This window comes from Streptomyces sp. SPB162 (assembly GCF_029504575.1).
Classification (GTDB): Bacteria; Actinomycetota; Actinomycetes; order Streptomycetales; family Streptomycetaceae; genus Actinacidiphila.
In genome coordinates this window covers 4,356,203-4,369,355 of the sequence record NZ_JAQFII010000001.1, presented here as the reverse complement: position 1 = coordinate 4,369,355, position 13,153 = coordinate 4,356,203, and the positions used below count along the sequence as shown (strand labels likewise).

General features: G+C 70.6%; 12 protein-coding genes. 3 read left to right on the top strand and 9 right to left on the bottom strand.

Annotation, left to right across the window (positions count from 1 at the left end):
- Window positions 1–68 precede the first annotated feature (68 nt).
- The 5 genes from rlmB to M2266_RS19975 form a co-directional block, all read right to left on the bottom strand.
- On the bottom strand, window positions 69–1,025 hold the full coding sequence (gene rlmB / locus M2266_RS19995) for a 23S rRNA (guanosine(2251)-2'-O)-methyltransferase RlmB (protein ID WP_277439416.1): 957 nt from the start codon (window positions 1,023–1,025) through the stop codon (window positions 69–71).
- A gap of 84 nt (window positions 1,026–1,109) precedes the next feature.
- The gene (cysS, locus tag M2266_RS19990; protein WP_277439415.1) at window positions 1,110–2,504 is read right to left on the bottom strand and encodes a cysteine--tRNA ligase; all 1,395 of its coding nucleotides are present in this window, start codon (window positions 2,502–2,504) and stop codon (window positions 1,110–1,112) included.
- A gap of 201 nt (window positions 2,505–2,705) precedes the next feature.
- Window positions 2,706–3,221 (bottom strand): 2-C-methyl-D-erythritol 2,4-cyclodiphosphate synthase, encoded by a 516-nt coding sequence (ispF, locus tag M2266_RS19985; RefSeq protein ID WP_277439414.1) that lies wholly within the window; start codon window positions 3,219–3,221, stop codon window positions 2,706–2,708.
- Window positions 3,211–3,924, bottom strand: a complete 714-nt coding sequence (gene ispD / locus M2266_RS19980; RefSeq protein ID WP_277441277.1) for a 2-C-methyl-D-erythritol 4-phosphate cytidylyltransferase — start codon at window positions 3,922–3,924, stop codon at window positions 3,211–3,213. The genes ispF and ispD overlap by 11 nt, the downstream gene beginning before the upstream one ends.
- A gap of 231 nt (window positions 3,925–4,155) precedes the next feature.
- A complete protein-coding gene (locus M2266_RS19975) occupies window positions 4,156–4,638 on the bottom strand; it encodes a CarD family transcriptional regulator (protein WP_033174074.1) in 483 nt (160 codons plus the stop codon).
- Window positions 4,639–5,180: 542 nt separating this feature from the next.
- On the opposite strand from M2266_RS19975, the gene M2266_RS19970 reads away from it, so the two are divergent.
- The gene (locus M2266_RS19970) at window positions 5,181–5,813 is read left to right on the top strand and encodes a DUF461 domain-containing protein (RefSeq protein WP_277439413.1); all 633 of its coding nucleotides are present in this window, start codon (window positions 5,181–5,183) and stop codon (window positions 5,811–5,813) included.
- An 88-nt stretch (window positions 5,814–5,901) separates the two neighbouring features.
- Here M2266_RS19970 and M2266_RS19965 read toward each other — a convergent pair whose 3' ends face one another.
- Both M2266_RS19965 and M2266_RS19960 read right to left on the bottom strand, forming a co-directional pair.
- Window positions 5,902–6,582, bottom strand: coding sequence for a response regulator transcription factor (locus M2266_RS19965; RefSeq protein ID WP_277439412.1), 681 nt, complete (start codon window positions 6,580–6,582; stop codon window positions 5,902–5,904).
- Entirely contained in the window at window positions 6,579–7,868 is a 1,290-nt protein-coding gene (locus tag M2266_RS19960) for an ATP-binding protein (RefSeq protein ID WP_277439411.1), read from the bottom strand. Before M2266_RS19960 ends, M2266_RS19965 begins: the two co-directional genes overlap by 4 nt.
- A 182-nt stretch (window positions 7,869–8,050) precedes the next feature.
- Between M2266_RS19960 and phoU the strand changes: the two genes are divergently transcribed.
- Complete coding sequence (gene phoU / locus M2266_RS19955; protein ID WP_277439410.1) at window positions 8,051–8,731, top strand: phosphate signaling complex protein PhoU; 681 nt, start codon at window positions 8,051–8,053, stop codon at window positions 8,729–8,731.
- 400 nt (window positions 8,732–9,131) lie between these two features.
- Here phoU and M2266_RS19950 read toward each other — a convergent pair whose 3' ends face one another.
- Entirely contained in the window at window positions 9,132–9,890 is a 759-nt protein-coding gene (locus tag M2266_RS19950; RefSeq protein WP_277439409.1) for a phosphoglyceromutase, read from the bottom strand.
- A 124-nt stretch (window positions 9,891–10,014) separates the two neighbouring features.
- Here M2266_RS19950 and M2266_RS19945 point away from each other — a divergent pair, with 124 nt between their 5' ends.
- Window positions 10,015–11,295: an MFS transporter gene (locus M2266_RS19945; protein WP_277439408.1), complete on the top strand. Its 1,281-nt coding sequence runs from the start codon at window positions 10,015–10,017 to the stop codon at window positions 11,293–11,295.
- Here the strand turns inward: M2266_RS19945 and M2266_RS19940 are convergent.
- Complete coding sequence (locus M2266_RS19940; protein WP_277439407.1) at window positions 11,279–12,994, bottom strand: glycosyl hydrolase family 28-related protein; 1,716 nt, start codon at window positions 12,992–12,994, stop codon at window positions 11,279–11,281. The genes M2266_RS19945 and M2266_RS19940 overlap by 17 nt on opposite strands.
- Window positions 12,995–13,153: the final 159 nt, after the last annotated feature.

Below are 13,153 nucleotides of genomic sequence, written 5' to 3'. Positions count from 1 at the left end.
CAACGTCACACAGCGCGCGTCACGTGTCCCACAGCGCGCGTCGCGCGTCACGCGTCGCGCGTCAGGGTTCACGCGCGACGGCGGGCCGCCTCGTACAGGACGATGCCGGCGGCGACGCCCGCGTTGAGGGACTCCGAGCCACCCGGCATCGGGATGCGCACCAGGTAGTCGCAGGTCTCGCCGACGAGGCGGGACAGGCCCTTGCCCTCGGAACCCGCGACGATCACGACGGGGCCGGCCAGCGCCTCCAGCTCGTGCAGGTCCACATCGCCGTCGGCCGCCAGGCCGACGACGATCAGACCGGCCTTCTGGTAGGCCTCCAGCGTCCGGGTCAGGTTGGTGGCGCGGGCGACCTGGACGCGGGCGGCGGCACCCGAGGAGGTCTTCCACGCACCGGCGGTCATGCCCGCCGCGCGGCGCTCGGGGACGACGACGCCGTGCCCGGCGAACGCGGCCATGGAGCGGACGATCGCACCGAGGTTCCGCGAGTCGGTGATGCCGTCCAGCGCCATGATCAGCGGGGCCTCGTGGCTGTTGGCCGCGGTCTCCAGCAGGTCCTCCGGGTGCGCGTACTCGTACGCCGGAATCTGCAGGACCATGCCCTGGTGGTTCAGACCGTTCGTCATCCGGTCCAGCTCGGGGCGCGCGGCCTCCATCAGCGGGACGCCGCGGTCGGTCGCGAGCTTGATGGCCTCGCGCACGCGGTCGTCGGTGTCGATGTACTGCTGGACGTAGACGGCGGTCGCCGGGATCTCGGCGCGCAGCGCCTCGACCACCGAGTTGCGGCCCACGACCAGCTCGGCCGTGGACTTCGCGCCACGGCCCGACGGGCGGCGCGACTGCGACGACACGGTCCGCTTGGCAACGGCCTTCGCGACGCGGTTCTTCTTGTGGCCCTTGCGGTCCGCGGCGGGCGGGGTCGGGCCCTTGCCCTCCAGAGCCTTACGCCGGTGACCGCCGGTGCCGACCTTCATGCCCTTCTTGTTGGAGGTACGGCGGTTCCTGCGCTGGCTGTTCCCGGCCATGGGGCACTCTCACTTCTTCGCTGCTGAAAATGTACTGACGTATAGGGGGCTGGGCTGATCAGGCGGGGCCGCACGGTGACGCGCTCAGCGCGAGCCGAGCGACCACCGGGGTCCGGACGCGGTGTCCTCGATGTCCAGCCCCGACTGCTGGAGCTGGTCGCGGATGGCGTCGGCGGTCGCGTAGTCCTTACGCTCCCGGGCCGCCTGCCGCTGTTCCAGCACCAGCCGGACGAGTGAGTCCACGACACCGTGCAGGTCGTCACCGTGCCCGCCGCCGGCCCACTGCTCGTCGAGCGGGTCCAGTCCCAGTACACCGAGCATCGCACGGACCTCGGCCAGACGCGCGACCGCGGTTTCCTTGTCGTCCGCCGTGAGGGCCGAATTGCCCTGCCGGACGGAGGTGTGGACGATGGCCAGCGCCTGCGGGACGCCCAGGTCGTCATCCATCGCCTCGGCGAAGGAGATCGGCACCTCGGCGGCCGGCGCGACCGGACCGCACTTCTCGACGACCCGCTGCGCGAAGCCCTCGATGCGCGCGAACGCGGACTCCGCCTCGCGCAGCGCGTCCTCGCTGTACTCGATCATCGAGCGGTAGTGCGGGGTGCCGAGGTAGTAGCGCAGCACGATCGGGCGCCAGCGCTGGACCATGTCGGAGACGAGCACCGAGTTGTCGAGCGACTTGCTCATCTTCTCGCCGCTCATGGTGACCCAGGCGTTGTGCACCCAGTAGGCGGCGAAGTCGTCGCCGAACGCCTTGGCCTGGGCGATCTCGTTCTCGTGGTGCGGGAAGATCAGGTCGATACCGCCGCCGTGGATGTCGAAGGCGGTGCCCAGGTACTTGTGGGCCATCGCCGAGCACTCCAGGTGCCAGCCGGGACGGCCGCGGCCCCACGGGGTCTCCCAGGACGGCTCGCCCGGCTTGACCGACTTCCACATGGCGAAGTCGCGGTGGTCGCGCTTGCCGGTCTCGCCCTCGCCGCTGGGCTGGCGCAGGTTGTCGAGCTCCTGGTTGGACAGCGACAGGTACTCGGGGAACGAGCGCACGTCGAAGTAGACGTTGCCGTCGGCGACGTAGGCGTGGCCCCGGTCGATGAGCTCGCGCATCATCTCGACCATCTCGGGGATGTGGCCGGTCGCCCGCGGCTCGTAGGTGGGCGGCAGGCAGCCCAGCACGTCGTAGCCGCTGTTGAAGGCCCGCTCGTTCTCGTACCCGATCGCCCACCACGGGCGGTCCTGCTCGGCCGACTTCGCGATGATCTTGTCGTCGATGTCGGTGACGTTCCGGATGAAGGTGACGTCGTAGCCGCGGTAGGCGAACCACCGCTGCATGATGTCGAAGTTCAGTCCCGACCGGATGTGGCCGATGTGCGGGGCGGCCTGCACGGTGGCACCACAGAGGTAGATCGAGACACAGCCCGGCGTGAGCGGGTTGAAATCACGGATCTGCCGAGCGCTGGTGTCGTACAGGCGAATAGTCACGCCAACAAGGGTAGTGGGCGAAACGCCGTGCCAGGTGCGCTCCGCACGGGTTGCCGGGGGGAGCGGGCCGGACGATCTTCCGGGCGTGGCTCCTGCCTGCGGGGTAACCCGCTCAAGCCCTGGTCGGACCCCGCATCCGACCACCGGATCGGGACCGACACGGGACCGGATCGGGACCGACACCGGCCACTGGAGGCCGCTTCAGGCGGCCGGACCCCGGCTCGTCGGGACCACCAGTGCCGTCGCGACGGCCGCCAAACCCTCGCCACGGCCGGTGAGGCCGAGGCCGTCGGTGGTCGTGCCGGAGACGGAGACGCGGGCGCCGACCGCCTCGGAGAGGGCCTTCTGGGCCTCCTCGCGGCGCTTGCCGATCTTCGGACGGACGCCGATCACCTGGATCGCCACGTTGCCGATGTCGAAGCCGGCCTCGCGGACGATACGGGCGGCTTCGGCGAGCAGCGTGACACCGGACGCTCCGGCCCACTCGGGCCGGCCGGTGCCGAAGTGCGCGCCGAGGTCGCCGACTCCCGCCGCGGAGAAGAGGGCGTCGCAGGCGGCGTGCGCGGCGACGTCGGCGTCCGAGTCGCCGGCCAGGCCGTCACCGGCGTCCGGCCAGTGCAGGCCGGCACACCACAGCTCGCGGCCGGCCTCGAAGGCGTGCACGTCCGTTCCGATGCCGACGAGCGGCAGGACCGGGCCAGGGCTGTCAGAGGTCATCGGTGGCCCTCCTGCGGGCGAGTACGGCCTCGGCGAGCACCAGGTCCAGCGGCCTGGTCACCTTGAAGGCCTCTTCGTGGCCGGGTACGACCACGACCTGGACGCCGGTCCGCTCGACCATGCCCGCGTCGTCGGTGGCGCCCTCGCCGTCGCCCGGCACCGTCGCGTGCGCCGTGGCCAGCACGTCCCGCCGGAAGCCCTGCGGGGTCTGCACGGCACGCAGCAGGGCGCGCTCGGGCGTGCCGGTGACGGCGTTGGTGGCGGGGTCGATCTGCTTGACGGTGTCGGCCAGCGGCAGTCCGGGGACGACGGCCGGAGCCCCGTCCCGTACGGCGGCGACGACCGCGTCGACGATCTCGACGGGCACCAGCGGGCGCGCGGCGTCATGGACCAGGACGATGTCGACGTCCTCGGGGAGCGCGGCCAGACCGAGCCGGACCGATTCCTGGCGGGTCTCGCCGCCGGCGACGATCCGCAGGTCCTTGTCCTCGGGCAGTCCGTGACCACCGAGCAGGGCCCGGACCTCGGCCACTCCGTCGGACGGCGCGACCACGACGACCAGCGAGACCGCGGGGGAACGGGTCATGGCGCGCACGGCGTGCACCAGCATCGGGACGCCGCCGAGGGAGCGCAGCGCCTTGGGGGCGCCGGGGCCGAGCCGGAGGCCTCGTCCGGCGGCGGGGATGACAGCTGCGGTACTCAGAGGTTTGTGTCCTTGGCCGAGGTGGGTACTGGCTCAACGTGCGACGCTGCGGGCCCCTTCCGTGAGAAGCCCGCGGGGTCGTACACGCCGAGACGTCGGGGCAGAACCGCGGAACGAGCAGAACCGCAGAGCCAGAACTGAAGAACGCAGTCCGAAGAACGGTCGAACCGCGTCAGGACGCAAGCATGCCGCAGCACCCGGCCGGAACCGGGTACCGCGGCAGAACTCGCGTCAGGACGCGAGGACCTCGTCCAGCAGAGCCTCGGCCTTGTCCTCGTTGGTGTTCTCAGCGAGCGCGAGCTCGCTGACCAGGATCTGCCGCGCCTTGGCGAGCATGCGCTTCTCGCCGGCGGACAGCCCGCGCTCACGCTCACGACGCCACAGGTCGCGGACCACCTCTGCGACCTTGATGACATCGCCGGAGGCGAGCTTCTCCAGATTTGCCTTGTAGCGGCGGGACCAGTTGGTCGGCTCTTCGGTGTACGGCGCGCGAAGCACCTCGAAGACCCGGTCCAGCCCCTCCTGACCGACCACGTCGCGCACGCCGACGAACTCCGCATTGTCCGCGGGTACGCGTACCGTCAAGTCGCCCTGGGCGACCTTGAGCACCAAGTAGGTCTTGTCCACGCCTTTGATCTGGCGAATTTCGATAGCCTCGATCAGCGCGGCCCCGTGATGGGGATAGACCACGGTGTCGCCAACCTTGAACGTCATGTGACAGGTACCCCTTCCGTGGCTATCCAGGGTAACACGTGAACGGCCTCTTCTGAATGGCGTTTTCGCAGGTCAGGGCATATCTCGGGGCTTGACAACCCCTACCGGATCGTGCTGGAGGGGCCTGCCTGGCAGGGGTATTCGCAGGTCGGAGCCGGTATGCGTCGGGGGTGAAACGCCCCCGTTACACCCAACGACGCGTCGACGGAAGGGGGATTACGTCCCTATTTGTCATCTCCGAAGAGTGGATCTTCGCTACTCCGTTCGGACCTCGTTCCCGCGATGATCCAATTTTTCCGCGTCACGGAGAAGGCGTGGAGAAGTCGCGGAACGGACGCGATCGGTGCACGATAAATGGATCTTGCACGCTCCGCCCGGAATCCCGTGGCGGAATGCCGGAATGCAATCCCGGCCACCCGGTCGGGTGAGACTCGGACGGCACCGCCCCGCCGAGGGGCGGCCCGGTGCGGAGGTCGCACGAAGGCTGAGTAATGTAAGGCCGCTGGAAGATCTTCCCTAACTGTCTAGGAGACCCCGCCGCCGTGAGCAGCAGCCTTCGACGCGGTGCCCTCGCCGCCGCCCTCGCGCTCTCGATTGCCCCGCTCGCCGCCTGCGGCGCCGGCAACAACGCGCAGACGCACGAGGTGCGCCCCGACAATGCCGCGACCACCGTCGGCGACATCCAGGTGCAGAACGCCGTGATCCTGACGCAGCAGGCCGGTTCCGGCCCCGCGTCGGTCTCGGCCCGCATCTTCAACAACGGGAACGCCGACCAGACGCTGCAGTCGCTGAAGGTCGGCGACACCCTGACGGCGGCCCTGGCCGGCCCCGCGGGCGCCAAGACCGTCACCGTCCCGTCCCACGGCTCGGTGCTGCTGGGCGGCGCGGGCAATGCCTCCGCGACGCTCCCGACCAGCACCGAGGCGATCAAGGACGGCGACTTCCAGCGCGTCGCGCTGACGTTCAGCGCGACGGGCGAGGTCGCCATCAACGCGAACGTGCTGCCCGCCGCGGGCTACTACGAGAAGTTCGGCGCCACCCCCGCGCCGGCCGCCGCTCCCTCCGCCAAGACCACGCCGAAGGCCACCGGCACCCCGCAGGACGGCGGAGCGCCCTCGCCGACCGGCACCGGAACGACCCCCGGGGCCGGCACCCCCTCCCCCAAGAAGAGCTGAGCGCGCGCCTCGCGCACGACGACGGGCCCGGCAGCGCGTGCTGCCGGGCCCGTCGTGCTGTTCAGGGAGGCAGGCGCCCCCGGCTCGGCTACGGCTCGAACTTGTAGCCCAGGCCGCGCACGGTGACGAGGTAGCGCGGCGCGCCCGGGTCGGGCTCGATCTTGGCGCGCAGCCGCTTGACGTGGACGTCCAGCGTCTTGGTGTCGCCCACGTAGTCGGCGCCCCACACCCGGTCGATGAGCTGCATACGGGTCAGCACGCGGCCGGCGTTGCGCAGCAGCATCTCCAGCAGGTCGAACTCCTTGAGCGGGAGGTCGACCTTCGCGCCGGAGACGGTGACCACGTGGCGGTCGACGTCCATTCGTACCGGCCCCGCCTCCAGGGCGGCGGGGGAGAGCTCCTCCGGCTCGCCGCGGCGGCGCAGGACGGCCCGGATGCGGGCCACCAGCTCACGGGAGGAGAAGGGCTTCGTCACGTAGTCGTCCGCGCCTATTTCCAGGCCGACGACCTTGTCGATCTCGCTGTCCTTGGCGGTCACCATGATGACCGGGACATTGGACTTGAGCCTGAGCTGGCGGCAGACCTCGGTGCCGGGCAGGCCCGGCAGCATGAGGTCGAGCAGTACCAGGTCGGCGCCGTTGCGTTCGAACTCGTCCAGCGCGTCGGGCCCGGTCGCGGCGATGGCGACCTCGAAGCCCTCCTTGCGGAGCATGTACGACAGCGCGTCGCTGAAGGACTCTTCGTCCTCTACGACGAGTACACGGGTCACGGAAGGACCTCCGGGGCAGGAATGTGATCGGAATAGTTCTCGTAGAACTGCTGGTCTCCGGCGGTCCCGCGGCCGCCGGCGGCGGACTCGTGGTCCTCCGCGTCGGTGCCGAGGAGCGCGTGTTCGCGCGCCATGCCGGCTTCGGGCAGCCGCAGGGTGAAGGTGGAGCCCTGTCCCTCGGCGCTCCACACGGTGACCTCCCCGCCGTGCGAGGCGGCCACGTGCTTGACGATGGACAGGCCGAGACCCGTGCCGCCGGTGGCGCGGGAGCGCGCCGGGTCGACGCGGTAGAACCGTTCGAAGATCCGGTCCCGGTCCTTCTCGGAGATGCCGATACCGGCGTCGGTCACCGAGATCTCGATGAGGTCGCCGCCCGGTGAGGCGATCCGGCGGCCGGCTATCCCCACGCGGGTGCGGGCCGGGCTGTAGTTGACGGCGTTCTCGACGAGGTTGCCGAGAGCTGCCGCGAGCTGGCCGCGGTTGCCCCAGATGTGCAGGTCGGGGGCGGAGCCGGTGGCCATGGTGATCTGTTTGGCGTTCGCCTGGTGGCGGCAGCGGTCGATGGCCTCGGCGACGAGATCGTCGACGTCGACCGGTTCCGCGTCGTCCAGCGGGTCGTCGTTCTGGACCCGGGAGAGATCGATGATCTCCTGGACGAGGCTGGTGAGGCGGGTCGCCTCGATCTGCATCCGCCCCGCGAAGCGGATGACGGCCTCGGGGTCGTCGGAGGCGTCCATCACGGCTTCGGAGAGCAGTGACAGAGCGCCGACGGGGGTCTTGAGCTCATGGCTGACGTTCGCGACGAAGTCACGGCGTACGGCCTCGATCTTGCGGGCCTCGGTCAGGTCCTCCACGAGGAGGAGGACCAGCCGGGAGCCGAGCGGGGCGACTCTGGCGGAGACCGCCAGGCCCTCGCCGCGACCGGCGCCTCTCTTCGGCAGATCCAGTTCGACCTGGCGTATCTCGCCGTCCCGCCGGGTCTCACGGGCCATCTGCAGCATCTGGTCGACGGCCAGGCGGCCGCCGCGGACGAGTCCGAGGGCGTACGCCGCCGAACTCGCCTTGACCACCGTGTCGCCCTCGTCGAGGACGACCGCCGACGAACGCAGTACGGAGAGGACGGTGTCCACTCCGGGCGGCAGTACGCCGGTGCCGTCGGGTCGCAGGGCCGTGCGGGTGGGGCGGGCTTGCTCCCGCTCACTCCAGCGGAACGCGAGCACAGCGATCACACCGGTACACAGACCGGCTATCGCACTGGCTGCGGCGACTGCCGCGTTCACGTCCATACCCCCAGGTTAGGCGGCTCCGAGGGGTGCTCCACAGCCTTGAGAGCTACCTCTCGAACGCCCGTTGCCAAGAGTTCACCTTCACGTAGGCGCTGATTCACTCGGGATGCTCGAGCGGTACGCGTACGACCATCAGCGTGGGAGCGTGGAGGAGACGCCTCTGTTTGGACGGAAGGACAGCGATGCGGGACGCATACCACGAGGAGCTCGACTCGATCGGTGAAGGGCTGGTCGAGATGGCCCGGCTCGTCGGATCCGCCATCGGACGGGCCACCACCGCGCTGCTGGACGCGGACCTGAACATCGCCGAGAGCGTGATCGCGGCCGATGAGAAGGTCGACGCCCTCCAGCGCGACCTCGAAGCACGGGCGATCACCCTGCTGGCCCGACAGCAGCCGGTCGCCACCGACCTGCGGATCGTCGTCACCAGCCTGCGGATGAGCGCGGACATCGAGCGGTCGGGCGACCTCGCCCGGCACATCGCGAAGGTGGCCCGGCTGCGCTTCCCCGAGTCGGCCGTACCGCGCGACCTGCACAGCACCATCCTGGAGATGGGCCAGCTCGCCCAGCGCCTGATGGCGAAGGCCGCCGAGGTCATCGTCACCAAGGACGTCGACGACGCGCTGCAGCTCGAGGCGGACGACGACCGCATGGACGAGCTGCACCGCACGCTCTTCCAGCACCTGCTGGACGACCGCTGGAAGCACGGCATCGAAACGGCGGTCGACGTGACCCTGTGCGGCCGCTACTACGAGCGGTTCGCCGACCACGCGGTATCGGTCGCCAAGCGCGTCGTCTACCTGGTCACGGGCGAGCACGCCGACGAGCTGACGCCGGCCCCGACGCAGGTGGACGGGGTCTGACGGCTGCCGCGGGGCGCGGGCGGGCGTGGCGAGGACCGGTCCTCGCGCCGTGCCGTGCCTCCGCGCGCCGTTGATGCGCCCGGCCCCGGGTGCGTTCAATGGGTGGCGATGCGCCCGCACGTGGCGGCTTCGACTGCGTGCGGTGGCCCAGCCGAGGAGGGTACTCATGCAGGATTCCCCCACCCCGTCGACCACCAGGGAACAGCCGTCACTCGACCGACCCCCGCAGCTCGCCCGCGTAGGGCTGCCAGTGCTCGGAGCGTGTGGCTGCGGATCGAGCTGCGGGTGCGGATGCCAGTCCGGCGGCGCCTGCCAATGCGGCGGCTGCACCTCCTGACCGAACGGGAAGGGCCCCACCCGCACCCGGGTGGGGCCCTTCGTCACGCCGCTGACCTGCGGACTACTTCTTCTTGCCCTGATTCTTGACGGCCTCGATGGCGGCCTTCGCGGCGTCCGGGTCGAGGTAGGTGCCGCCCGGGGTCAGGGGGCGGAAGTCGGCGTCGAGCTCGTAGGAGAGCGGGATGCCGGTCGGGATGTTCAGACCGGAGATGTCGGCGTCGGAGATGCCGTCGAGGTGCTTGACCAGGCCCCGCAGGCTGTTGCCGTGCGCGGCGACCAGGACCGTGCGGCCGGCCAGCAGGTCCGGGACGATGCCGTCGTACCAGTACGGCAGCATGCGCTCGACGACGTCCTTGAGGCACTCGGTGCGGGGACGGATCTCGCTCGGGATCGAGGCGTAGCGCGGGTCGTCGCTCTGCGAGAACTCCGTGCCGTCCTCGAGGGGCGGCGGCGGGGTGTCGTAGGAGCGGCGCCAGAGCATGAACTGCTCCTCGCCGAACTCCGCGAGGGTCTGCGCCTTGTCCTTGCCCTGGAGCGCACCGTAGTGCCGCTCGTTCAGCCGCCAGGAGCGGTGCACCGGGATCCAGTGCCGGTCCGCGGCTTCGAGCGAGAGCTGCGCGGTGCGGATCGCACGCTTCTGCAGCGAGGTGTGCACGACGTCGGGGAGCAGGCCGGCGTCCTTGAGGAGCTCGCCGCCCCGCACCGCCTCCTTCTCGCCCTTCTCGTTCAGATTGACGTCCACCCAGCCGGTGAACAGGTTCTTCGCGTTCCATTCGCTCTCGCCGTGGCGGAGGAGGATCAGCTTGTACGCAGCAGCCATGGCCCGAGCCTAATCGAAATCCCGTAGCGCCCGCCCATGTGTCCACAGTAAGCTACGCAGGTCGTATTCAGTCATTACACGGGGGGCCTGAGTGCCGGACGTCAGACGAGCTGTGCACGAGACCATGTCCGGACTCCCGCGCCAGTTCTGGTGGCTGTGGACCAGCACTCTGGTCAACCGGCTCGGCGGCTTCGTCGTCACCTTCCTCGCGCTCTACCTGACCGTCGACCGCGGCTTCTCCGCGTCGTACGCCGGCCTCGTCGCCTCGCTTTACGGGCTCGGCGGCTCGATCGCGTCCGTCGTGGGCGGCGTCCTCGCGGACCGCGTCGGGCGGCGCGCCACCATGCTCGTCGCCCAGCTCGGCACGGCCGCGGTCACCGCCCTGCTCGGCTTCGTCACCCACCCGGTGGCGATCGCGGTGGTCGCCGGGCTCGTCGGCGTCACCAGCAACGCCTCCCGGCCGGCCCTCCAGGCGATGCTGGCCGACCTCGTGCCGCCCAAGGACCGGGTGCGGGCCTTCGCCCTCAACTACTGGGCGATCAACATCGGCTTCGGCGTCTCGGCGGGCGTCGCCGGACTCATCGCCGCCCAGGGGTACGTCTGGCTCTTCCTCGGCGACGCGCTGATGACGCTGCTCTGCGCGATCGTCGTCTTCCTCAAGGTCAAGGAGACCCTGCCGGACGCCGACACCGTGCCGGAAGTGGACGAGGAGCCCGCCGGGCTCGGCCAGGTGCTGCGCGACCAGCGGTTCATGGCGCTGGTCGGACTGACCTTCCTGCTCGGGACCGTGGGCCAGCAGGGCGCCACGACCCTGTCGGTCGACATGGGCCGCTCCGGGTTCACGGCGAGCCAGTACGGCCTGGTCATCGGCCTCAACGGGTTGCTGGTGGTGCTGCTCCAGATCCCCGTCACGCGGATGATGACCGGCCGCAGCCCGGCCTCGCTGCTCGCCGCCGGCGCCCTGCTGATGGGCTGGGGCTTCGGTCTGACCGCGTTCGCCGGCACGGTCGGCTTCTACGCGCTCACCGTCACGGTGTGGACGCTCGGCGAGATCGTGCACGCGCCCGCCTCGATGGCGATCGTCTCCGACCTGGCGCCGGCGCGGGCCCGCGGCCGTTACCAGGGCATGTTCTCGCTCTCCTGGTCGGCCGCCTCCTTCGTCGGCCCCCTCGCGGGCGGCTTCGCGCTCGACCGCTGGGGCGGCGAGGCGGCGTGGGGCGCCTGCGCGGTCGTCGGCACGGTCACGGCGGCCGGGTACTGGGCGCTGCTGCGGACGCGGGGTCCGGTGAAGGCCGTGGAGTCGGACACGGTCGAGGCGCTGGAGGCGGTCGCGCGGGAAGAGGTGCCGATGCCGGCTTCCGGGCCGGCACCGGCATCCCCCGCTGCCGTCAGGAGCAGCCGTTGAGGCGGCGCTGGGCCTCGTAGAGGTTCGGCGGGGTGATCGCCGGGGTGCCGTAGGACTCCAGTCGGGAGTGGAGCGGGCCGGTGAAGTCCGGTACGTCGATCTGGCCGAACGCGGTGACCTCGGAGATGCCGGCCGTGGCGCTGTACGGAGCCACGTCGTCGATCTTGATACACCCCGCCCTGCCGTTGGCGACGGTGACGTTCCAGTGGGTGAAGCGGGCGCCGTAGAGCGGTCCGGCGCTGGCGTCCCCGCCGTGCGAGCCGTCGTTGAAGACGGTGATCTCGGTGCGGACGTTGGCGAACGGCAGTCCGCGGTGGGTGTCGAACGTCCCCATGTCCATCCGACCGCGCGACCAGACGTTGTGGCTGGACAGCCCCTCGACGTTGATGCCGTGCAGCTGGGTGCCGGCCGGGGCGGGGATCACGGTGCGCTGGTCGATGGCGAAGTCCTCGATCAGGTTGTCGTGCGAGCCCTCGCGGCAGCAGTACGGGTGGTGGCTGCCGCGTCCCGACACGCGGGTGCGGCGCAGCGTGGAGCCCTTGGCGGCGACCAGCAGGAACCCGTTGTCGACGTTGACGGCGCGCACGTCGTCCACCCAGCAGTCCCAGGCGCACTGCAGGACCAGGCCGTTGTAGCCGGTGTCGAGCAGGTGCTGGGCCTGCGGGGTCTCCACCATCTCGATGGTGAGGCCCTCGACCCCGGAGTTCACCACGGGGTCGACGAGCGACGTCAGCTTCGGGGCCCAGCCCAGGCGCGTGTCGAGCGGCAGCGGCCGGTCGAGGGTGACGCGGTGGCCGCGGATGCCGGTGACGCGGGCCGGCCATTCGTAGGGGACGTACGACAGGACCTTGGTCTTGTCGGACCAGTCGTAGGTCGCGGCGCCGTCGACGTCGCCCGCCATGTGGTCGAGGAGGCTGTGCTGGGCGTCGTCCGCGAGCTGGAGCAGGACGCGGTCGCCGCGGCGCAGGTGGGAGGCGGTGTCGACGGTGACGGTGAAGTCGCCCTGCTGCGCGACGGCCGTGATGGTGGCGAGGGTCTGCCACTCGTCGCGCTTGTTGCCGGTCCAGCCTTCGAACGGCCAGGCCTTGGCCTTGATCGCGTCGGTCAGGGTGCGGTAGCGCTCGCGCGGGCAGACCCAGACCAGGCCGCCGGCCCAGGACCAGGACGACTTGGTGCCGCCGTACCGGCTGCCGTAGGCGCCGATGATCTCGGTGAGCGAGCGCGTGGCGAAGAGTTTCGTGGCGCCACTGCCCTCACCGCGCAGGGTGACGTCGCTGTAGCCGAGCTGGATGACGTCGTCGATCCGGTAGGTGCCGCGCGGCAGCAGGACCGTGCCGCCCCCGCGCCTGCCGACCTCGGCGATGGCCCGGTTGATGGCGGGCGCGGCGTCGGCGGAGCCGTCCGGCTTCGCGCCGTAGTGCAGCACGTTGGCGCGTACGGGGCGGCGGGGGAACGTCCGCTCGCCGCCGTTGTAGCCCGCACGGGCGACGTTCGGGATCTGCGGGTGGGTGTAGGGCGTGGCCCTGAACTCCGCCCAGAGGGGGGACGGCACGCCCGTGGACCCCGTTTCCGCGGTGGGCGTTGCCGCTGCCGTTGCCGTTGCCGCGAAGGCGGTGCGGCCGCCGAGCGCGGTGGCGGCCACCGCCGCCGTGGTGACCTGGATGGCTCCCGTGAGCAGTCTCCTGCGACTGATCGTCATGACCCCGCCTTTCACGTATCTGAACACTATTCAGATGTGCGACGGCATGAGGGTGCCATGGCCCGGCGGGCGGCGGGAAGGGGTCAGACGGCATCAGTCTGCCGGCAGCCGTCACGAGTTAATGAGCTGCCCGGAGACCCGAGCCACCGAGGGATGTGC